The organism is Nitrospirota bacterium, from assembly GCA_040752355.1.
Lineage (GTDB): Bacteria > Nitrospirota > Thermodesulfovibrionia > Thermodesulfovibrionales > Dissulfurispiraceae > JBFMCP01.
Map to the genome: position 1 here is coordinate 87,206 of JBFMHE010000013.1, position 21,342 is coordinate 108,547.

Sequence of the window (21,342 nt, forward strand, 5' to 3'; positions counted from 1 at the left end):
CCTCTCTTAATCCCTTGCGGGTGGAATGGTCCCGGCATCGAGGGAGGCGATGGCGCGGTCGATGTCCTCCCGTTTGCCGATGAGCAGCACGGTATCTCCTTGCTGGAGCACGAAGTCGGGCGCGGGGTTTTGATGGATGCTCCCGTCCCTCTGTACGGCGATGATCGTGCAGCCCGTTGCCGAGCGGAACCGGAGCTCCCCGATCGAACGGCCGGCCGCCGGGGAGCCTTCCTTTAGCAGGTAGGTTTCGGTCTCTATCTCCTTCAGCATGTCCTGCCGCTCCGCCAGCCGCCGGGGAGCCAGCTCCATCGTCCGGAGGAACTTGTAGCTGTCTTTCCTGACGTTCTCGATCTGTTCGGAGATGATGTTCCTCGGCACGTGATAGTAATGAAGGACCCTCGAGAAGACCTCTACGGAGGTCTCGAACTCCTCCGGGATGACCTCATCGGCGCCGAGCTTTTCCAGGTCCTCCACTTCGGTGACATAACGGGTCCTGACGATGAGGTGCAGGCGGGGATTTTCGTGGCGCGCGATCTGGACGATCCTCCGTGTTGCCGCGGCATCGGATATGGCGACCACCAGCACCCTTGCCGTATGGATGCCGAGTTTATGGAGGATCTCGAGGGAGGTGCCGTCGCCGTAGTAAATAGGCTCTCCTCTCTTTTTCATCCTCTGCACCGTATTTGCGTTCATCTCGAGGATCACGTACGGGATCCCCGATTCCCGCAGCACCCTGGCGAGATTCCTGCCGTTCACCCCGAACCCGACGACGATGACGTGCTCTCTCTTCCGTGCCGGGGACTCCTGCCGCTCCGTTCTCCGGAGCGCCCTGTCGAGCTTCTTGAAGAGGCGCTTCGAAGCGAGCCAGGATAAGGCGGAGGGGGCGGAGGCGACCATGAACGGCGTCAAAAGCATGGTGAGCACCGAGGCCGACAGGAATACCTGGTAGAGAGCCTCGGTAATGAGCCCCTGGGCCCGGCCTGCCACGGCGAGGACGAAGGAGAACTCCCCGATCTGCGCGAGATAGACGCCGCTCTGGATCGAGCTCCTCATCGATTGGCCGGTGGCGGATGCAGCGGCAAAGGCGGTGGTGAATTTCAGGAGGAGAATTATAACGACGATACTCAGGACGACGGTGAAATTGTCCGCGACGAAGCCGGTATCCACGAGCATGCCGATCGAGATGAAGAAGAGCCCGGTAAAGCTCTCTTTGAAGGGCAGGATATCCGCGATCGCCTGGGCAGCGTATTCCGACTCCGAGATGACGATGCCGGCAAGGAAGGCGCCGAGGGCGAGGGAGAGCCCCAGCTCGAAGGTGAGGAAGGCGGTGCCGATGCAGAGCAGGATGATGGTGATGACGAAGAGCTCCCGGCTCCTCGTCTTCACGATCTCGTGGAGCAGGTGCGGAACCCCCCATCGCGCCGAGAGAAGCACCATGCCGATGACGAGGAGCGCCTTGAGCATGCTCAGGACGATGTCGGCGAGCCCGCCCCCGCTCCCCGCGAGCACCGGGATGAGGAGCATGAACGGCACCACGCAGAGGTCCTGAAAGATGAGAATGCCCACCGACATCCGGCCGTGGGGAGCGTTGATCTCGGCCCTGTCCATGAGCAGCTTGATCGCTATTGCGGTGCTGCTCAGCGCCACGAGGAAACCGTCGAAGACCGCTGCATTCAGCTGCTGCTGGAAAAAGAGATAGCTGATGACGGTCACCAGGGCTATGGTCAGGAGCACCTGGAGCAGGCCGCCTCCTATAACCGCTGAGCGGAGCATGAGAAGATTCCTGAGGGAGAACTCGAGCCCGATCGTGAACATGAGCAGGATGACGCCGATCTCGGCGAAGATCTCGACCTCGCGGACGTCGTTGATGAACCCGAACCCGTGCGGCCCCAGTATGACCCCGGCGATCAGGAAGCCGACGATGGAGGGAATCCTGAAGCGCCCCAGCGCAAAGACCACGAGCGCTGAGACCGCAAAGATGATGACGAGAGATTTCAGGAATTCAAGCTCCATGAACGGTATAGTACCATAACTTCATGTCTCTTCCCCTGCATCCCGTTACCCGTTTCTCGGAGGTCGCGTACCCGCATCCGCCTCGATCAGGGAGCGCACGCTCGCCGCGACCTCCTTGTCCGCAAGCAGGAGCAGCCTGTCGCCCGGGTTGACCACTGTCCCGCCTCCGGGAATGAAGAATTCGCCGTCCCGGCCGATGAGCACGATCAGCGCCCCTTCGGGCAGCTTGATATCGACCAGCTGCTTGCCGGCTACTGCTGAAGCAGGGGGCACTTCGACCTCGGCAAGATCGCAGCGCATCGTTCCTGTAGGCTCGCACTCGATCGGCGAGGGGGGAATCGAGGGCAGGGGAGCATCGAGACCGAGCTTCCGGGCGAACAGGGGAATGGTGGTGCCCTGGAGCAGCGCGGACGTGAGCACGATAAAAAAGACGATATTGAAGAGCATATCGGCCTTGGGAATGCCCGCCAGGAGGGGGAACGTGGCCAGGATGATCGGTACGGCCCCGCGCAGCCCGACCCAGGAGACCATGGCCTTCTCCCTGAAGCCCATCCGAAAAGGGAGCAGGGTAAGAAAGACCCCGAGGGGACGGGCAGCGAGCATCAAGAACGCTGAGATGAGCAGGCCTGCACCGATGACGTGAACGAGGCGTGAGGGAAAGACCAGGAGACCGAGGGTAAGGAACATGGCTATCTGCATGAGCCAGGCGAGGCCGTCGTGGAATCTCAGAAGGCTCCTTTTATGGATGAAATTCCGGTTCCCCATTACGAGTCCGGCGATATAGACGGCGAGGAAGCCGTTGCCCTTCAGCGTCGCAGTCAAGCCGTAGACGAGGAGCACGAAGGTCAGGCTCAGCACCGGATAAAGGCCGTCGTACTCAAGCTTGATGTGGTTGATCAAGGCGATCATCCCCCTGCCCATGACATAGCCTATGCCGGCCCCGAGCGCCAGCTGAAGAGCGCCCGTAGGAATAATGCCTAAAAGGGAGCCTTCCTGCCGCATGAGCAGATTTATGAGACCTACGGTCAGGAGGACCGCCATAGGATCGTTGCTCCCGGATTCGAGCTCGAGCAGCGGCTTCAACGGTCCTTTGAAGCTCACCTTTTTGGATCTCAGCACAGCAAAAACAGCCGCGGCATCGGTGGACGAAACGATGGCGCCGAGGAGCAGACCTTCGAGCATGCTGAAGTCGAGAACTGAGACGGCAAACAGCCCTACCAGCACCGCGGTAATGAATACGCCGGCCGTGGAAAGGGCCATTCCCTGCCACAGAACAGGCCGAACGCTCCCCCAGTTGGTATCCAGGCCCCCTGCGAAGAGAATGAGCGAGAGGGCTATTACGCCGATCAGTTGCGTGAGATAGGGATCGTTAAAATGAATACCGCCCGGACCGTCGGAACCGGCGAGCATCCCTACGATGAGAAAAAGGAGAAGCGAGGGCACGCCGAGCCTGCCCGAGGCCTTGCTCGCAATAATGCTCAGGAGCAGGAGGACGGCTGCGCCGAGTAAGATATATTCGATGGGGATGTGCCCGGGCAAGGCTCAGTCTCTGATTTCCTGTCCGGGGCTCGTGAACGATATGCCCTGGCCCGACCGGCCCCCGATCATCACCGATTCGATAATAGGCGCATTCACCTCCCGCTCGGCGTTCCACCTCACGATGAAATTGGCTCCTATCCCCCCGGACGTGTCGCTTTCCTTTATGAAAAACGAGGTGGATGCCATCGGGCCGAGCGTCCGGGGCTTGTTTATGAAGCGCCTTACCAGTTTGCCGTGGTCGTCATAGTACTCGACCGCGGTGACGGTGATCGCATTCCGGGGGTCCGTATTGCGGATGACCAGGGTAACGGCGAGATTGAACGGGTACGCCCTGTCGGTGATATACACGTGAGAATAGGCGGGCACATAGACGGTCTGCCCCTTTCTCAACTGCACTTGTGACAGGGCCTGTTCCGCCGTTGCCGCGAGGGCAATGAAAAGAATAAGGGCGTATAAGCAGTGACGTTTCATCGTTCCTCCTTGCATAGTACGCAGATGCATTCCATGCAATAATTATACGCCAGGTTTCCACTATAAGGATTATGGGCCTTTATTGAGGCCGCTCCTCATGACAAGGCGTAACGCGTCGGCTGCTATCTCTATGGTTGCAGGGGCATGGCCGACATAGTCGCCGTCGACCTGTATAGGGGTGGTGCCGTCGATCTCGACCCGGTCGGTCTTGAAATAGGCGGTATCCTTGAAGCCGAGGTGCACGCCCCTGAGAATGCCCAGCACATAGCGTATCAGAGAGAGCCTGCCCCGCTTGTGCGTTACGAAGACATAGAGGTGCGGATCGGTAAGACGGGCGTCTTTGGCGATCTGCAGCTTCCCTCCGTAGCACGCAGCCTTGCCGACGATCGCCGTATAGCCCAGCAGGGAGCGGTCCCTGTTTCTTACGGTGATCGGCGCCGGCCTGTACCCGAGGAGCACTTTGAGGCCGCTCAGTATATAGGCGCCCCTGCCCGAGAGCTTCTTCAGCTTTTCGTTCACCCTCATCACTACTTCACCGTCGAACCCAGCACCTGCCATCAGGAGGAAGTAGCGGGAGGCTGACCGTCCGGGGAGCGTAATCCTGCCGAGATGAACGCTCACCGGGGTCCCGGTGAGGGCGATGTCGAGGGCGCTCTCGAGGTCATGGGGGATCGACAGCTCATAGGCGAGCACCGAGGTCGTCCCGAGCGGGAGTATCGCCATGGGCGCTTCCGAAAAGACGAGGCCGTTCGCCACTTCGTTGTAGGTGCCGTCACCGCCTGCGGCAATCACCAGGAGCGGGTTGTCGCGGGAGTGGCGGGCTGCGGCGCGGCGGGCGAAGGACACGGCATCGCCCCGCTTTTCGGTAAGCAGCAGCTCGACATCGCAGCCGCGGTCGTTGAGCAGGCGTACCGCCCTGCGGACCTTCTCGAGTGCGCCGCCGCCGGCAACGGGATTGCCGATGACCACGATCTGCCTGTATGCTCTTTCCATCGGGAGTCTGTTCCTCTGTGCCTCTTGCCGGGACAGGGTATTTTACCAGAAGGCGGGGCTCCGGCTGCGATCAGAAAAAAAGAGAGAGGCAGGCGCTGCCTGCCTCTCTCAGGGTGGGGCTGTACGCTTCCGGTGCTACTGCATTCCCAGGAAGGCCCTGCCCATGAATACGGCTATTTCGCTCCGGGCGATAGTGCCCCGGGGAGAGAAGGCGCCGCTGGCTCCGGTGATGTCGTCGGCCTTCAACTTCTGTACGTATTTGAAGAAGTAGCTCGTTGCCGGGACATCGCTGAAATACGGCGTCTGGGGATAGGCGAAGTTCTGGCCGTATTTCGCCGCGACGATGAAGGCTGCCATCGAATCTCTCGTCAGCGGGTCGTTGGGTCGGAAGGTCCCGTAGGACTCGGTGATGCCGGCGTCCTTGAGCTTCTGGATGTACTTGAAGAAGAAGCTCGTTGCCGGGACATCGCTGAAATGCGGCGTCTGGGTGTAGGTGAAGTTCTCACCGAACTTTGCCCTGACGATCTGCACCGCCATCTGTGCCCTCGTTATATTATCGTACGGGCAGAAGAGGCTGGGCGCACACCCGGTAGCGATCCCTTTCTCGGCAACGGCTGTAATGAAGGCGGATGTCCAGTGAGTGTAATTGACATCGGTGAAAGTGACGCCGCCTGTCGGGGGAGGCGTTGTGGTCGGAGGAGGGTTCGTAGTAGGAGGAGCCGTCGGCGGCGGAGGAGGCGGAGGAGGCGGAGGAGGAGTGGACGCTGCGCCGAGAGCGACCTGTACGGTCTGGTTGCCGCTGATGGTGGCGGTCTTCGTCGCACTGAGGCCATCCTTGGTCACGATGATCGTATGCGGTGACCTGTCGAGTTTTATCTCCCTCTTCACCACGGCGCCACTCGAAACATTCGTGTGGGTGTACTGATGGATATCGGTCCGGATGGAGCCGGTGCTGCCGGTAATCCCATTGTATACTACGGTTCCGTTCTTATCTTTCACAACTACCGTGGCGCCGCCGAGGGGGGCGCCCGAGGCGTTCTTCACCGCTACCTCGAGACGCCAGGTCGCTTTGACCTCCTTTTTCCCCGTGCCCGAGAACTCGAGGGCGATGCTGCTCATCGAGGCCCCACCCTCGAATTTATTGCCGATGAAGTCACCGGTGCTGGGGAACGAGGAGTACTGGCTCTTGATGGTCCGGTAGCTCGCGTGATTGTCCTGCTTCACAAAGGTGTTGTCCACGAACTTCGGATAGCCGTTGGCCCACCCGTAGCTGTCCGAAAGCAGCACGTTGGCCCAGTTGCTTATCACCGTGTTGTTCCTGAATATCAGGTTCGGCGATTCGTTCAGGCAGACCACCGCAATGCCGGCCGCCTTCCCTGCTCCGTCGTTATTGGTGGCGATGATCAGGTTGTCATGAAACTCCGCCTTCTGGGCAGGATTGGGAAGCCCCACAAACAGTCCCCTGCCCCAGCTCTTCACTCCCGTGCCGTTATAGTTGTTCGAGGCCTTCACGATGAAGGTGTTGTACATCACCTCCACATTGTTATTGCCCCACGTCATCCTGAGCCCCGCAGAGCCCGTGTCCCCGTACTCGCTGCCCCACCTCGTGTTCTGTACCTCCACGTAGTTGGAGTAGACCTTCACGTCATCGCCCGGCCAGATGCCGATCGGATGCACTCCCCGGCCGAAGATCTTGTTGTGGTGGATGGCCCCTCCCTTGGTGCCCATGGACTGCCCGATACCCGAGGAGTTGGTGGCATTGCTGTCGACCGTGACCTCGTTATTGTACACCTGGGAGGACCCGGCCACCCGGATGCCGACGTGCCGTGTCCGCTTGATCAGGTTATGGTGGATATGGGCATTGGCCAGAGCCGCCCTGATCGAATCGATGCCCTGGTGCCGGTTGGTGACGGTGGAGCCCAGGTCATTGATCGTATTGTGGTGCACATGGGGGGCCTTGCCCCAGTGCAGGAAGATGGCCGTGGTGTCGGGCGCACGGTAGGTGATATCGAGCCCGGCGAGCTCCACATTCCAGCTGTCGTAGGCATAAATGGGGTTGCAGTTCTTGCCCACGCCCGACTGCCCTGTGCAGGAGCCTGCGCCCTGCTGGATAGTGCCGTTGAGGATGGCGACATTGCTCCGGCTGTAGCCGTCGATGTGGACGCCGTAGGCGGGGGTGCCGTTGGCGTTGCCGTAGGTGACCTTCTTGCCGTTGAGGTTCAGGGTGATGTTGGAGCCCTGAATGGTGAAGGCGGTGCCGTTAGCCACGACATCGTTCATCAACACGTATTCGGTGTTGGACTGGTTCAGTACGCCCGGTGCGGTGATCTGTTTGGTGTAGGTGCGTGCGGGTTTGGGAACAGTGGCTGCCCCTGCCCCTGTGACCATGTCCCTGGTGCCCAGCTCGTACGCATACCCTACCGATGCCGCCACGAGCAGGACCATCGCAAGAACCCCGATGATCAGATACTTCTTCATTCCTTTCCTCCTTCAGAATCGAAATAACACTTGTCGGGAGGACTTGCAAGGTATGTGCCAGGAGGACAGTGGCTCTGTAAGTACCTGATCCCGCATGCGACTGTTCTTGCGAGACGTGAGGGAAGGCTCTTCTTTGTAGTGTTTTCCCTACGACGTCATCGAGACGGAAGCGCTGCACCGCGGGAAGGAGCTTCGCCGCCAGACGTATTTACCTCATAGGGAGGTGTATGAACGTACCTACATCGGGAGAGAGGGAGTACTATTTTTTCCCGGCGCAGACTATAACGGGCGCGGTTTCGAGATAGGCGATGAGAGGGGCTATCGCCGTATCCTCACGAATGAAGAAGATACGCCCTCCCCGCAGGTCGCCCGGCTTTTTTATGTGAGGGATTCTCACATACCCTCCCTGTTTTGAAGCGATATAGCCGGTGGTGTAGCCGGGGTCGTCGGATATGCAGAGCTCTGCCACGATGTCGGGGTGAGCGGCGACTTTCGATGCGAGCGTAAGGGCCTCTCTCACTATGGAAGTGTTGAGGCGCGCTGACGCGAGTCTTCGGCCGAGCAGGGGCAGGGAGCTCTTTTCGATACCGAGGCGGGAGACCCTGACCCCGCGCTGCCGGTCGGGCTCTGCACGAGCCCCTGACCGAATCCGTACCAGTGCGGCGCCCCGCATCACCGGCTGAGCGGTAACTACCCGCAGCGCGTTCGTAACAGCCTTCTTGGTAATGCCGAGAGAGCGCAGCATCTGAACGATGAGGCTGCGCGCCTCATCCGGCGAGGCGCAGGATGCCGTCGATACCGGAAGAAGAGGCGCCCTGAGCGGGCTATCCCCGACCTCCTCGATGGTAATTACCACCTTGTCAGGCTTTCCTCTCGGATGCTGCAGCGCTCTCTGCAGGTAGCGGCGGACCGCCGGGGAGAGCTCCGACTCCTCGTAGAGCCCCTCGGCGCCGGAGACGTGTACCTCATTGGCCGGGGCTCTTTTCCTTCCGGCCCTCTTCGATGCCCGCATGCGAATGTTCCACATGCGAGATTATACCGTCCCGGCCGGAGAAAGGTGAAGTCCCGCAAGGCCGGGCGGGCTGCGATGGCGCCCTGCCGCGCTTTCCAATAATAGTGGCCGACAAGGGTGGCCGGTAAAAGTGGGATGACAATAGTTCGAACGGCGTGGTATAAAGAAGCAACGCAGGTAATCACTCCGGCATCGAAGTGGGGGGCCATTATGGAAAACGCCGGGCATAATGTCGGACCTATTCTCGTCATCGACCGGTGCGGCGCTACCGGGGAGGTATTGGAAAAGACGTTCGGGAGCTCGTATCGCCTGTTGCTCGCCGCTTCTGCAGCTGAAGGCTTGCGCATGCTTTCTCCCGATGTAAGGCTCGTTATCCTCGACCTTACTCTTCCCGACCGGGACGGCATCGAAGTGCTGGAGGGCATAAAGAGGGAGTACCCTTCGATACCGGTTATCGTGACGACACCATGCGGGACAGAAGAGCTCTGCATGAGGGCGTATCAGGCGGGTGCGCGGGATTATATCAGAAAGCCCTTTACCGCCGAAGAGCTGCTCATGGCTATCGAGGCGCTTCTGACCATAGGCATCGACAGCCAGAAACGGAAACATATCCCTGTTACTCCCGCTCCGGCAAAGAGCGAGAGAGCGCCCTCTATACCGCCTCATATACTCCGGGGAGTGATAAGGGTGAAGGAGTTCATAGAGAATAATTATGCCGCATCGCTCGACCTCCCCGGCGCCTGCAGATTGTCCTCGATAAACAGGACCTACTTCTGCCGTTATTTCAAGCTGCTTACCGGACACTCGCTCAAAAGCTACCAAAACCATATCAAGGTCCGGAAGGCGCTGGAGCTTCTCCTGGAGCTCGATCTCTCCGTAACGGATATCGCCCGCATGGTGGGCTATGATGACGCAAACTACTTTTCCACCATCTTCAAGAAGATCACCGGCGCCTCTCCCCGGCATCGCAAACCCTCCCCGTAGTTTTTGCAAAAAACGAAGAAAGTTTTGACGAAACTCAAGGTATGCCGTTGCCTGAGCTGGTAAGCTGGACATCAGATGCGCCACGCTGCCGGTGAATGCTCTTTCCGGTGTCCGAACGTATGAACAGTGCTCACAGGAGAGGTGAAGCGATGAGCAAGAAAAGACCGCATCGAGTGATTATGATGCCGGGACTCTTAATTTTTTTCCTGTTGTATATGACGGTATCGCTTGCAGCAGCCGATCCTTTTCCGACGGCTCCTGTAACCTTCAGCGATGATTTCAGTACCAACACGATCAGTCACTACACGATTGTGAACACCTGGACAGAGGGAGGGACCGGCAGCGTTCTCCATGACCTCACCAATCAGAGGATGCGTGTCCTGACGGGAGATAACATCGGGCTGCAGTTCTCCCATCCCGTGCCGACGGTCGACAGCGGTATCTTCACCATGGATTTCCTCCCTGCTGAGAAGTTTCCTCTCGGCGGGCGGATATATATACGATTGATTCAAGACGAGCATACCTTCTATGAGCTGTACAACTCGGACGGATATGCTCCCGGCTGGATAAGCAAGCGGGTCAACGGCCAGGAGGTGGACAAGGCTCTTTTCACGAACGGGTACATCCAGAATATGAACTATACCGTTATGATCACCTTCAGCCCGGAATCGACAATAGTGGAGGCCTTTGGCCAAGTGCTCACGTTACAGGGGGACACCAGCAGCATTATGGTCGGCAGCTTTTCGGTCGAGGTATCGCAGCAGAATGCCTACTTCGATACCATCTCGATGGTCAGCGATGCTCCTCCTCCGCCTTCACCTTCACCGGTGGGTACACTAGTGATCAACGGCGATGCGGCTTCCACCGACAGCACATCGGTGGACCTGACTCTGAGCTGCAGTGGCACGAATGGCTGCTTACGGATGAGATTCAGCAATGATGCGGTATTCTGGTCGACACCCGAGGCGTACGATGATTCGAGGACATGGATTCTGTTGCCCGGTGATGGCACAAAGACCGTATATGCGATGTTTCAGGATGGTATGGGAAACTGGTCGTCAGCTCCCTCCCACGATACAATCGTGCTGAACACGGGATATGAGCTAGGGACCAAGGAGATGGTCACCGGGGCAGGGGCAGCCACTGTTCCCAAACCCGCACGCACCTACACCAAACAGATCACCGCACCGGGCGTACTGAACCAGTCCAACACCGAATACGTCCTGATGAACGATGTCGTGGCTAACGGCACCGCCTTCACCATCCAGGGCTCCAACATCACCCTGAACCTCAACGGCAAGAAGGTCACCTACCTCAACGCCAATGCCTCGACCGCCTACGGCGTCCACATCGACGGCTACAGCCGGAGCAATGTCGCCATCCTCAACGGTACGATTCAGCAGGGGGCGGGCAGCTGCTCCGGCAATCAGAACGGCTACGGCTGCAACCCCCTCTACGCCTATGAGACCTTCTTTATTGAAGTCGGTGGTCTCGATATTACCTGGAGGGCGGCAGATACCGGGGGCATCTATCTGCATTGGGGCGGCTCGATAGGCGGCGCCCATGTGCACCATAATACCCTGAACGACCAGGGTACGGTGGTTACGAACCGCCACCAGGGAGTCGCAGCCATAAGGGCTGGAACGATCATCGGGTCAAGGATCCACCACAACCTTATCAAGAGGACCCGACATATCGGGATAGGGCTGGGCAACAGTTCCGAAGCGTACAATAATGAAATCACCATTGACAGCTGCGCTACCAACTCCTTCGGGGTAGTATGCGGTCCGGTGAGCAATTTCGTCGTGTACCACAATAAGATAGCTGGTATGGGCGAGCATCCTATCGGTATCGCCTGCCTCGGCGATCAGAGCGTTACACCCCCGGCAGCGTGCAGCAATGGAACGATATACTCGAACTACACCGAGACACAGAACACGAAGACGAGCGCAGAATACGGCAATGCGGGGTCGGCGGGGTTCAGGACGACATGGGGCGCCGACAACATCGAAGTCATGTACAACACCTTCGTCGTCAAAGCCGGAAATTACAATAACACCGGCTTTATCAGCTGGGGGAGGGCTTTGTGGGTGGGCCTCCCTGTTTCTACACAGAAGGCCGAATTCCACGACAACGTTATCGTCGCCAATAACAATGACGGAGTCGGGAAGGCGGCCGGTATAGCCGTGGTCTGCCTGAATGAATCCCCGAACCTCATATTCAGAAACAATACCGTAACCAGCAACTGGGCCAATGCCCTGCTTTCCGACAGCTATGGCTATTCAAAAGGCTATCCCTTGTTCATCGACAACATCCTGGTGAAGCAGGACAGCTGCGGCAGCTACCGGACCATCAAGAGCGATTATCTCTATTATGTGAGCACCGGGGCTTTTATCAGTAACGACATGCAGGGCGGCGCCTCCATGGATAGCATCAATCTGCAGTTCTCTTCGACAGAGAAGAAAGAGATCAAGGCAGGCTGGCACCTGACTGTCTTCGTAAAGGACGGTGGAGGCGCTCCGGCAGCCGGAGCCACAGTGACGGTCCGGGATGTCGACAGCGCCGTCGTCTTCACCGGAACTGCGGACGGCAGCGGAAAAGTAAGCACTACCCCCGGAACAATCCAGTACTTCCATACAAACGTGGAGAACGGGGTGGTAGTGAGCAGAGAGATCAAGGACATCAAAACACCGCACACCGTCACCGCTGCCAGCGGCGGCCTGAGCGGCTCGGCAACCGTGTCTCTCGATGGAGATAAGACGGTTACCGTAACGATACAATAGAGCAGAAGCAGGCAGTGGGGGGCGGAAGCCGGCGTGAACGGGCTGCCGCCCTTTTCTTTCTTCCCCGCCTTTACAAAGAATCCTGCCGGCGAGTAAAATGGTTAAATGAAATCAATAAGAATCGCCTTGTGCCAGATCAACCCCACCGTGGGCGATCTCAGGGGGAATACGGAGAAGATCATCGATCATATCGGGCATGCGGCTAAGTACTGCCCCGATATCATCGCCTTCCCCGAGCTCGCGGTCACCGGCTATCCCCCGGAAGACCTGCTCCTCAAGCCGCAGTTCATCCGGGACAACCTGAGCGCCCTCGAAGAGATCCGGGAGAGCGCCGGGGACGCCCTGGTCATCGTGGGCTTCGTCGACCGGCGGGATGATATATACAATGCAGCGGCCCTCCTCCACCGGAAGAGAGTGGTCGACATCTATCACAAGATACACCTCCCCAACTACAGCGTCTTTGACGAGTACCGCTACTTCCAGTCCGGAACGCGGTGTCCCGTCTACCGGATGGAAGACATTACCTTCGGTTTCACTATCTGCGAGGACATCTGGTTTCCCGAGGGCCCGGCAGCGGTGCAGGCGCTGGCCGGCGCAGAGGTGATCATCAATATCAATGCCTCTCCTTACAGTATCGGCAAGCCCGCGTTCAGGGAGCGTATGATCGCCACCCGCGCTGCGGACAACAGTGTCATTGCTGCTTACCTGAACACCGTGGGCGGGCAGGACGAGCTGGTTTTCGACGGGCAGAGTTTCGTTGCAGACCAGAACGGCGATATCATCGCCAGGGGCAGGGCATTCGAAGAAGACATGGTCGTTGTCGATCTCGATCTCGACGCGGTCTTCATGCGGCGGCTCCACGACCCGCGGAGAAGGCAGCAGGTGAGGGCGCTGCCGCATTCGATGGTCGAAAGGATAACGGTCGAAAGGGCCGCCGGAAAGCCCCGCGGGGAGAGGCCGGAGTGCCCTGCCCGCATCCCGCTGTCCAGCCTGCCGCATCCGGGCAGCGTGGTCGAGGAAGAGGTCTATCAGGCCCTGGTCCTCGGCACCCGGGATTATGTGCGGAAGAACGGGTTTGAAAAGGTCTGCATAGGGCTGAGCGGCGGCGTCGATTCTTCCCTCGTCGCGACCGTTGCCGTCGATGCCGCAGGCGCGGAGAACGTGACCGGCATATTCATGCCCTCTCCCTATTCCTCAAGGGAGAGCAGGGAGGATGCCGAGGCGCTCGCCCGCACTCTCGGGATAAGGATGCTCGAGGTGCCGATCACGCCCGCTTTCGAGGCCTATCTGGCGATGCTCGAGCCGGAATTCAGGGATATGCCGGCCAATGAGGCGGAAGAGAACCTGCAGGCGCGCATCAGGGGAAATATATTGATGGCGCTTTCGAACAAATTCGGCTGGCTCGTGCTGACCACCGGCAATAAATCGGAGATGAGCGTGGGCTACGCAACGCTCTACGGCGATATGGCGGGCGGGTTTGCGGTGATAAAGGATGTTCCCAAGGTGCTGGTCTACCGCCTCTGCAGGTGGAAGAACCGGAAGGAGGGGCGTGACGTTATCCCCGAGCGCGTTCTCGTCAAAGAGCCGACCGCCGAGTTGCGGCCGAACCAGAAAGACACCGACAGCTTGCCGCCCTACGACATCCTCGACCCCATTCTCAAAGCGTACATCGAAGAGGACAGGAGCTTCGGCGAGATCGTCGGCCTGAACCCTGACTTCAGCGCCGACAGGATAGCGAGAGTGATACGGATGGTCGATACGAGCGAGTACAAGAGGAGGCAGGCGCCTCCCGGCGTCAAGATCACCCCCCGTGCCTTCGGCAGGGACAGGAGATTTCCGATAACCAGCAGGTACAAGAGCTATTAGCTATGGAAGCCGGGCGTCACGTGTCGAGCGTCAAAGATCAGGAACCGGAAGAAAGAGCGCAGAAGATGGAGGCAGCACCGAGAGCGCGTGCGAGGTTCTTTGTCGTTTTATGTCTCTCGGTTGTACTCGCTTCATCGGAAATTGCCTCAGCTGGGGATACGAAGGCTCCTGCCTTCCAATTCAGCAAGAACCCTCAGATACAGCAGGTAAAACCGAGAAAGCCGGTGAAGATAAAGCTTCACCGCAACGGGAAGGGCGAGTACCAGTGGGATATCTCGGGTGACAACCCGGATGATATCGTCAGGGCCGACGAGCGCTTGAGGAAATTATTGAAAGTAGAAGATAATAAAGACAAGTAAGAAGTAAGAAGTAAGAAGTAAGAAGTAAGAAGTAAGAAGTAAGGAGAAGGGGGAGCTTACGGGAGCTCTTTTATTCTGGCTCCTGTTTTTACTTCCTACTTCTCGGTTCCCACTTCTTACTTGTCACTTCTCACTTCTTACTTTTAACTTTTCATTTCGAGGAGGACTCATGGAGAGATTTACGATCAGCGAGGTGCTCGAACAGGCGGTACAGACGGAGAAGCTGGGGTATCAATTCTATACAGCGATGACCGAAAGGTTTAAAAAGGATGAAGGGCTGGCGAAGCTCTTCGGGACTCTTGCCGAGAAAGAGGTGCGCCATGAAAAGACCTACCGTGAGCTGATGGGCATGGTAGGAGACGCAGTGCCCGAGGGATGGGACGAGGTCGCTCAATACCTGCGGGCGATCATCGAGTCGGAGTTCTTCCTCGGGAAGAACAAGTCGCTCCCGTCGATGGAGCATATCAAGAGCGTCCGTGACGCCGTCGACTTCGCCATCGGCTTCGAAAAGGAGACGCTCCTCTATTTTTACGGAGTGAGGGATGCCGTGAAAGAAAAGGAGCTGGTCGAGGAGATCATCAACGAGGAGAAGAGTCATATCATGTGGCTCAATGCCTTCAAGAGCACCCTCTCGAAAGAATAGTTCGGAGATGTTTTTACTGACGGCAGGGGGGCTGCAGAAAAGCCTCTCCAAAGCGATGAAAATATTTATCACTTGGCCTTAAAGGCTAATCGCTAAAGGTGCATATCTGGTTTTCCAGTAAAGCTATAGATGTGGTTAGCTAATACTTCAAGGTATCGCTGGGAGAGGCTTTTCTGCAGCCCCCCTGCCGTCAGTTTCCATGAATGAGGAGGAATGGCGATAGGAACGCTCTACATCGTCGCAACGCCGGTCGGCAACCTCGAGGATATCACGCTACGGGCGTTGAGGGTTCTGAAGGAGGTGGACCTCATCGCCGCGGAAGATACCCGGCACTCCCTCAAACTGCTCAACCACTACGGCATTACGAAGCCGCTCATGAGCTACTGGTCCGAGCGCGAGAAGATACAGGCGGTGCGGATACTCGAGGCGCTCAGGAGCGGCCGTTCGGTGGCGCTCATCTCGGATGCAGGGACGCCCGGCATCTCCGATCCCGGCGCGGTCTTGATCAGGAGCGCGATCGGGGAGGGGATACCGGTGGTGCCGGTCCCCGGCCCTTCCGCCCTCATCGCCGCGCTTTCGGCATCGGGCCTCGCCACGGATGAATTCACCTTTATCGGCTTTCTGCCGCCCAAGGATATGCAGCGCCGGAAAAAACTCGACGAGCTGAAGCATGAGCCGAGGACACTGATTTTTTACGAGGCGCCCCACCGGCTGGTCGATACGCTCTCTGCGCTGTATGCTGTTTTCGGCGACCGGCAGGCGGTCGTCGCGAAGGAGCTGACCAAAATGCATGAGACGATGCTGCGGGGACGCCTCTCCGGCATTCTCGACGAGCTCGGCAGAGCCACGATAGCGGGAGAATATGTGATCATGGTGGAGGGCAGCGCCCGGGAACGGGCGGGCATGGAAGAGGCGCTGGAAGAGGTGAGGCTGCTCATGAAAAAAGGGAAGGGCCGCAAAGAGGCGGTCAGGATAGTGGCTGAGGAGTACGGGCTCGGCAAGAAGGAGCTCTACGATAAAAGCCTCGGAGAATAGCTCCTGCCTGTTCTATTGTCTCCTGGTCGCGATATCTGATAGACTTCCCTATGCCATACAGCACCATACCTGCTCCTGTTACTCCAGAGGAAAAGCTCTACCAGCTCATTATCAGCAGGCTCAACGGTGCTGACCTGGCGACCGAGGAGTATCGAGAGCGCCTCGAGGCGCTTGTCGCGAAGGGCATCGGCGGCTTCATTATCTTCGGGGGCGAACGGGAAGAGGTAACAGAGCTCGTACGGAAGCTCCAGTCACGCGCCCGAATACCCCTGTTCATCGCCTCCGATGTCGAGCGGGGGGTGGAGCAGCAGATCAGGGGAGCGACCCCGTTCCCCTGCCCCATGGCGATGGCAGCGGCGGTCCGCCGTGAGCGGCAGGATGAGGTAATCCTGCTCGAGGACGCGCTCAGGGCGTTTGCCGCCGAAGCTCATGAGGTGGGCATCACGATGCCGCTCATCCCGGTCATGGACGTGAACCGCAACCCCGATAATCCCATCATCTGCACCAGGGCCTTTTCAGATTCTCCCGACGTCGTCTCGTGGTTCGGCGCGCGCTATATCCGGGCGCTCGAGGCATCGGGGCTCCTGAGCTGCGCCAAGCACTTCCCGGGGCACGGCGATACCGCCACCGATTCACATATTGAGCTGCCGGTCATCGGGAAGAGGTATGAGGAGCTGAGGGATACGGATGTCGCCCCGTTTGTCGAGGCGATCAGGGCCGGAGCAGGCAGCATCATGGTCGGGCACCTGGCGATCCCTGCGCTCGATACCAGGCCGGCGAGCCTTTCCCGCCGGATCGTCACGGAGCTGCTGCGCGAGCAGCTCGGCTTCGAGGGACTGGTCCTTACCGACGCCCTGAATATGAGCGCGCTCCGCGACTTCGGCGATGTGCCGGTCGAGTGCCTTACTGCGGGGGCCGATATACTCCTCCACCCGCACGATGCGGATTCGACCGTTCCGGACCTTGCGCGTGCCATCGAAGCAGGCAGGCTGCCGGAAGAGACGGTGAACAAGGCGGTGGATCGGATTATCGCGTCAAAGGAGCGCTATGCCGCGAAGAGCAGCTATGGAAGTGTTGTCGACAGCGAGAAGAGCAAGGCGCTCTCGCGAGAGCTCACGGAGCGTTCGATCACCCTGGTAAAGGGTACTCCCGGGTGCCTGCCCCTCTCTGCCGGGGACCGGGAATGTCTTATCCTGGGCGGCGATAAGTTCTACGATATCGCGCCGCTGAGGGCTTATTTCGAAACGGTTGCACCCCTCTCTTCGGACTATCCGCCCCGGAGAGAGCGGGTGATAATCGCCCTCTTTACGAGCGTTACCGCATGGAAGGGGACCTCGGGCATCGAGGAGCGGGAGCGGCACTATCTCTCGGAGCTGATAAAAGGGGCCCGGAAATCGATCGTCATCTCCTTCGGGAGCCCCTACGTTTTGCGCTATTTTGATGAAGCTGATATACTAATTGCGGCGTACGAGGGAACCAGGCAGGCGCAGAGTGCGGTGGTCACCTGCCTCACAGGGGAGGCGGTATTCAGAGGGGAGCTTCCGGTCGCCCTTTATCCGGGGTGATCGCACTATACAAGTTCGGGGGAACGTGCCATGGAGGAGGATAAGAGCTTCAAAGCGCTTTCCGGGAAATGCTGTCCCCGGTTCGGCGAGATCGCCGTCGAGATGGGGTTTATAACCCCGGAGCAGCTCAGGCAGGCTCTGGCAGAGCAGGTGGACGACGATATCGCCCATAACCCTCACCGGATTATCGGCAGCATCTTTTTCGAGAAAGGATGGATGACGTACAAGGAAATAGAGGCGGTGCTGCAGCACCTCTTTTCGGAAAGGAGAAAGGCCTCCTAGAAAAAGCCTTCAGCCCCCTGGCCATACTACCCCGGCGCCGCACACCATGACATCCCATCGATTGAGGAAGTATCAGAACCGTTATGCATCGTGACGTTGCCCCGTACCTCGAAGTCTTCCGGAGCCGCCGCATCTCCGCGATCATGCTGTTCGGCTTCTCTTCCGGCCTGCCCCTTGCGTTGACCAGCGGCACCCTCCAGGCATGGATGGCGGTGGCCGGCGTCGACCTGAGGACCATCGGCGTCTTTGCGCTGGTCGGCATGCCGTATACCCTCAAGTTCCTCTGGTCGCCGCTCATGGACCGTTTCGTCCCTCCGCTGCTCGGGAGAAGGCGCGGCTGGATCGTTATCACCCAGATCGCCCTCATGGCCGGTATCGCGGCAATGGCGTTCAGCACGCCGGAGCAGGCGCCCCTGCTGCTCGGCATCCTCGCCCTCGCAGTCGCCTTCAGCTCCGCATCGCAGGATATCGTTATCGACGCCTACAGAACGGACGTGCTCCACGAAAAAGAGCGGGGTGTGGGCGCGGCGGTATTCGTGCTCGGCTATCGCATCGCTATGCTCGTCTCCGGCGCCCTGGCGCTCATCATGTCGGATACTATCGGGTGGCAGAACACCTATCTCGTTATGGCGGTCCTGATGGCGCTCGGGATGGTTTCTGCGTTATGGGGACCGGAGCCGGAGCAGGCGGTGGCGCCTCCGAAGAGCCTGCAGGAAGCGGTGGGGGGGCCGCTGAAGGACTTCTTCTCCCGCTCCTCGGCCCTGGTGCTGCTGCTCTTGATCGTGCTGTACAAGCTCGGCGACGCCTATGCCGGTACGATGACCACGGCCTTTCTCATACGCGGGCTGGGGTTTACCGCTACCGATGTGGGCACTATCAATAAAGGGCTGGGCCTGGTCTCTCTCGTGATAGGCGCCATGTTCGGGGGCGCGCTCATGGTGCGGCTCGGGCTCCTCCGGTCGCTCCTGCTGTTCGGCGCGCTCCAGGCGGTCTCGAACCTCTCGTTCATGCTGCTCGCCTGGATCGGCAAGAGCTACCCGATGATGATTTTTGCCGTCGCTTTCGAGAACCTGAGCGGCGGTATGGGCACCGCGGCCTTCGTCTCCCTGCTCATGTCGCTCTGCAACCAGCGCTACAGCGCGACGCAGTACGCGCTCCTCTCTTCCCTCGCCGCCCTGGGGCGCATCGTGATCGCGCCGACATCGGGCTTCCTGGTCGAGTCGATCGGGTGGGCCCCGTTCTTCTTCATCACCACCCTCGCCGCCCTGCCGGGCCTCTGGCTGCTCTGGCAGATGCGCGCCACCGTTGCCCGGCTGGTACGGGAGACAGCGTAATTTACTTCGGCCTGAGCACGACGATTCCCGGCTTGCCGGCGATGTAGCCGCTGAACTCCTGGTCGACCACTTTCCGATTGGTCTGCGCTGACGACGCATGGCGTAAAAGGAGGGAGGTGTCCTCTCTTACGAGAATGCCTACATGGGAGACATCGAGGCCCGGCTGCGGGGAGTATATCCCGATATAGTCTCCGTTCCTCAAGGCATCGAGCACCGCTTTATCGACATGCCCGGAAGGCAGATAGGTGATGTCCCGCTCGACCGGCGGCATGCCGGGCAGAAAGGAGGTCCCGTCCTCCTTCCGGTTCAGGCATTTCCGGACGCTCCGGGCCTTTTCTCCGCCGATAACGCCCGTGACATCGCTGACGGAGCCGGCATTGAAGACGGACCAGTCGGTAAAGAAATGGTTCCTGTTGCTGTACGCGACAATCCCCGACCGGTACCGCACCTCCCTCACCATCGCCGTGAACTCCTCAAAGGAGCGCGCCCGCCGCAGGGCCTCGATGTAATCGATGAAGGTGAAACAGTCGACGCCAGCGAGATCGATCGTCAGGACTTCCGGCTCCGAGGCAGAACCGGTCAGCGTCGATTCCCGGTAGGGCGTGCCGATAAAGGGGCGGGAGAGAGAGACGATCCGGTCGCCGGTATCCCTTATTCCGGAGGAGGCGCGGAGCAGGCCTTCCAACGATGCTTCGGTCCAAGGGCCTAAATTGATGCTTATTTCCTTCTTGCCTTTCACTTCCCGTCTCTTACTTCTCACTTTTCTTCCCCTTGACATTATGCTGCATTCGCCGCGCTTTTAGCCATACCTTCAAGCGTGGTATCATAGCTCAATGAGCATCATCGATATCCATGTCCACGGGCTCGGAGGGTACGACGTCCGGACCTCCGACGAGGAGCATCTCCTCAGGATAGCGGAGCTGCAGGCGGCTGCAGGGGTCGACGAGATCGTCCTTACCCTCTATCCCTCTTCCGTTCCGGTGATGCGCGAGCAGATGAGGGTCGTCAAAAGGGCGATGGAGAGACAAGAAGACGGTAACGCGTTATCCGTAACGAGTGATGAGTTAAAGAATAAGGAAGAATCCTTGGACGCATTACGCATTACGCATCACTCATCACGGTCTTCAAATGCGGCGCGGATTGTCGGCGTCCATCTCGAAGGGCCGTTCCTGAATCCCGCCAAGTGCGGCGCCTTGAATGCGATGACCTTCCTCGAGCCGGCGGAGTATCGACTGGAGGAACTGCTCGAGGGGTTCGAGGATATGGTCAGGATCGTGACGGTCGCTCCTGAGCTGAAAGGGGCGGCAGGACTTATCAGGGCTCTCGCGGACCGCGGCATCGTTGCGAGCATGGGCCATTCCGATGCGACCTATGCCGAGGCCGAAGCAGGATTCAACGCAGGGGCAAAGGGCATCACCCACCTCTTCAATGCGATGCGCGGCTTTCATCATCGTGAGCCCGGGCTCGCCGGGTTCGGCCTCATGAACCCCGAAGTCTATGTCGAGGTGATCGCCGATCCCTATCACCTCCATCCCGGGGCGCTCGAGCTGGTGCTGAAGGCGAAACGTCCAGACAGGGTCATTCTCGTCTCCGACATGGTCAGGGAGTCGAAATCCTCATCGCGGACGGAGGCGGTTGCAGACCGGCACGGCAGCCTTATCGGCGGCAGCATGAGCATTACCGAAGCTGCCGAGCGGCTCGTGGCGCTCGGGTGCGGGCGCAGCGCGGCGATGGACTTTATCACCGGGAACCCCGCGAGGTACATAGGACGATCGGAGTAAGTGATGAGTAAAGAAATAAAGCTGAGTACTAGAGAGAGCACTGGGGGAGGGGGCGGGGTATGGTATGCGAGCGGTATGGTGAGCTTGCAGGAGGACAGGGATGTCCCCCTTATCTGATAAATGGCGAGCCTCCTCGGAGGTCGCATCGACCGAGAACGGGGTCCCCGAAGATCGTATGATCTTTGGGGTACAGTTGAGTCGAGC

17 protein-coding genes are annotated in these 21,342 nt (G+C 59.0%); 10 read left to right on the top strand and 7 right to left on the bottom strand.

The window, feature by feature from the left end; all coding sequences use genetic code 11:
* Positions 1-6: 6 nt before the first annotated feature.
* The 6 genes from AB1805_10725 to AB1805_10750 form a co-directional block, all read right to left on the bottom strand.
* Entirely contained in the window at positions 7-2,013 is a 2,007-nt protein-coding gene (locus AB1805_10725; protein ID MEW5745893.1) for a cation:proton antiporter, read from the bottom strand.
* Positions 2,014-2,058: 45 nt separating this feature from the next.
* Positions 2,059-3,552: a potassium/proton antiporter gene (locus AB1805_10730; protein ID MEW5745894.1), complete on the bottom strand. Its 1,494-nt coding sequence runs from the start codon at positions 3,550-3,552 to the stop codon at positions 2,059-2,061.
* Positions 3,553-3,555: 3 nt separating this feature from the next.
* Positions 3,556-4,023 carry a DUF3124 domain-containing protein gene (locus AB1805_10735; protein MEW5745895.1) on the bottom strand — a complete coding sequence of 156 codons (468 nt, stop codon included), beginning with the start codon at positions 4,021-4,023 and terminating at the stop codon, positions 3,556-3,558.
* A gap of 69 nt (positions 4,024-4,092) precedes the next feature.
* Positions 4,093-5,016, bottom strand: a complete 924-nt coding sequence (locus AB1805_10740; protein MEW5745896.1) for a diacylglycerol kinase family protein — start codon at positions 5,014-5,016, stop codon at positions 4,093-4,095.
* A gap of 135 nt (positions 5,017-5,151) precedes the next feature.
* Positions 5,152-7,494 carry an S-layer homology domain-containing protein gene (locus AB1805_10745; GenBank protein ID MEW5745897.1) on the bottom strand — a complete coding sequence of 781 codons (2,343 nt, stop codon included), beginning with the start codon at positions 7,492-7,494 and terminating at the stop codon, positions 5,152-5,154.
* A 259-nt stretch (positions 7,495-7,753) separates the two neighbouring features.
* Positions 7,754-8,521 carry a 6-carboxyhexanoate--CoA ligase gene (locus AB1805_10750; GenBank protein ID MEW5745898.1) on the bottom strand — a complete coding sequence of 256 codons (768 nt, stop codon included), beginning with the start codon at positions 8,519-8,521 and terminating at the stop codon, positions 7,754-7,756.
* A gap of 195 nt (positions 8,522-8,716) precedes the next feature.
* Between AB1805_10750 and AB1805_10755 the strand changes: the two genes are divergently transcribed.
* The 9 genes from AB1805_10755 (at position 8,717) to AB1805_10795 (ending at position 19,357) form a co-directional block, all read left to right on the top strand.
* On the top strand, positions 8,717-9,490 hold the full coding sequence (locus AB1805_10755; GenBank protein MEW5745899.1) for a DNA-binding response regulator: 774 nt from the start codon (positions 8,717-8,719) through the stop codon (positions 9,488-9,490).
* 149 nt (positions 9,491-9,639) lie between these two features.
* On the top strand, positions 9,640-12,273 hold the full coding sequence (locus AB1805_10760; GenBank protein ID MEW5745900.1) for a hypothetical protein: 2,634 nt from the start codon (positions 9,640-9,642) through the stop codon (positions 12,271-12,273).
* A 105-nt stretch (positions 12,274-12,378) separates the two neighbouring features.
* Positions 12,379-14,139 (top strand): NAD+ synthase, encoded by a 1,761-nt coding sequence (locus AB1805_10765; protein ID MEW5745901.1) that lies wholly within the window; start codon positions 12,379-12,381, stop codon positions 14,137-14,139.
* Between the two features lie 2 nt (positions 14,140-14,141).
* Complete coding sequence (locus AB1805_10770) at positions 14,142-14,498, top strand: hypothetical protein (GenBank protein ID MEW5745902.1); 357 nt, start codon at positions 14,142-14,144, stop codon at positions 14,496-14,498.
* Between the two features lie 169 nt (positions 14,499-14,667).
* Positions 14,668-15,141 carry a ferritin family protein gene (locus tag AB1805_10775; protein MEW5745903.1) on the top strand — a complete coding sequence of 158 codons (474 nt, stop codon included), beginning with the start codon at positions 14,668-14,670 and terminating at the stop codon, positions 15,139-15,141.
* Positions 15,142-15,354: 213 nt separating this feature from the next.
* Positions 15,355-16,176, top strand: coding sequence for a 16S rRNA (cytidine(1402)-2'-O)-methyltransferase (gene rsmI / locus AB1805_10780; protein MEW5745904.1), 822 nt, complete (start codon positions 15,355-15,357; stop codon positions 16,174-16,176).
* A gap of 50 nt (positions 16,177-16,226) precedes the next feature.
* On the top strand, positions 16,227-17,741 hold the full coding sequence (locus tag AB1805_10785) for a glycoside hydrolase family 3 protein (protein MEW5745905.1): 1,515 nt from the start codon (positions 16,227-16,229) through the stop codon (positions 17,739-17,741).
* Between the two features lie 30 nt (positions 17,742-17,771).
* The gene (locus tag AB1805_10790; GenBank protein ID MEW5745906.1) at positions 17,772-18,023 is read left to right on the top strand and encodes a hypothetical protein; all 252 of its coding nucleotides are present in this window, start codon (positions 17,772-17,774) and stop codon (positions 18,021-18,023) included.
* 83 nt (positions 18,024-18,106) lie between these two features.
* Positions 18,107-19,357 (top strand): MFS transporter, encoded by a 1,251-nt coding sequence (locus AB1805_10795; protein ID MEW5745907.1) that lies wholly within the window; start codon positions 18,107-18,109, stop codon positions 19,355-19,357.
* 1 nt (position 19,358) lies between these two features.
* Here the strand turns inward: AB1805_10795 and AB1805_10800 are convergent, their stop codons facing one another.
* Positions 19,359-20,117, bottom strand: a complete 759-nt coding sequence (locus AB1805_10800; GenBank protein ID MEW5745908.1) for an N-acetylmuramoyl-L-alanine amidase-like domain-containing protein — start codon at positions 20,115-20,117, stop codon at positions 19,359-19,361.
* A gap of 73 nt (positions 20,118-20,190) precedes the next feature.
* On the opposite strand from AB1805_10800, the gene AB1805_10805 reads away from it, so the two are divergent.
* Complete coding sequence (locus tag AB1805_10805; protein MEW5745909.1) at positions 20,191-21,138, top strand: amidohydrolase family protein; 948 nt, start codon at positions 20,191-20,193, stop codon at positions 21,136-21,138.
* Positions 21,139-21,342 lie beyond the last annotated feature (204 nt).

What these genes read in the sequence shown, in the direction of transcription:
- AB1805_10745 (MEW5745897.1), bottom strand. Translation starts at nt 7,494, where the DNA reads ATGAAGAAGTATCTGATCATCGGGGTTCTTGCGATGGTCCTGCTCGTG.
- AB1805_10805 (MEW5745909.1), top strand. Translation starts at nt 20,191, where the DNA reads ATGAGCATCATCGATATCCATGTCCACGGGCTCGGAGGGTACGACGTC.
- AB1805_10740 (MEW5745896.1), bottom strand. Translation starts at nt 5,016, where the DNA reads ATGGAAAGAGCATACAGGCAGATCGTGGTCATCGGCAATCCCGTTGCC.
- AB1805_10795 (MEW5745907.1), top strand. Translation starts at nt 18,107, where the DNA reads ATGCATCGTGACGTTGCCCCGTACCTCGAAGTCTTCCGGAGCCGCCGC.
- AB1805_10755 (MEW5745899.1), top strand. Translation starts at nt 8,717, where the DNA reads ATGGAAAACGCCGGGCATAATGTCGGACCTATTCTCGTCATCGACCGG.
- AB1805_10790 (MEW5745906.1), top strand. Translation starts at nt 17,772, where the DNA reads ATGGAGGAGGATAAGAGCTTCAAAGCGCTTTCCGGGAAATGCTGTCCC.
- rsmI (MEW5745904.1), top strand. Translation starts at nt 15,355, where the DNA reads ATGGCGATAGGAACGCTCTACATCGTCGCAACGCCGGTCGGCAACCTC.
- AB1805_10765 (MEW5745901.1), top strand. Translation starts at nt 12,379, where the DNA reads ATGAAATCAATAAGAATCGCCTTGTGCCAGATCAACCCCACCGTGGGC.
- AB1805_10760 (MEW5745900.1), top strand. Translation starts at nt 9,640, where the DNA reads ATGAGCAAGAAAAGACCGCATCGAGTGATTATGATGCCGGGACTCTTA.
- AB1805_10725 (MEW5745893.1), bottom strand. Translation starts at nt 2,013, where the DNA reads ATGGAGCTTGAATTCCTGAAATCTCTCGTCATCATCTTTGCGGTCTCA.
- AB1805_10735 (MEW5745895.1), bottom strand. Translation starts at nt 4,023, where the DNA reads ATGAAACGTCACTGCTTATACGCCCTTATTCTTTTCATTGCCCTCGCG.
- AB1805_10785 (MEW5745905.1), top strand. Translation starts at nt 16,227, where the DNA reads ATGCCATACAGCACCATACCTGCTCCTGTTACTCCAGAGGAAAAGCTC.
- AB1805_10770 (MEW5745902.1), top strand. Translation starts at nt 14,142, where the DNA reads ATGGAAGCCGGGCGTCACGTGTCGAGCGTCAAAGATCAGGAACCGGAA.
- AB1805_10775 (MEW5745903.1), top strand. Translation starts at nt 14,668, where the DNA reads ATGGAGAGATTTACGATCAGCGAGGTGCTCGAACAGGCGGTACAGACG.
- AB1805_10750 (MEW5745898.1), bottom strand. Translation starts at nt 8,521, where the DNA reads ATGTGGAACATTCGCATGCGGGCATCGAAGAGGGCCGGAAGGAAAAGA.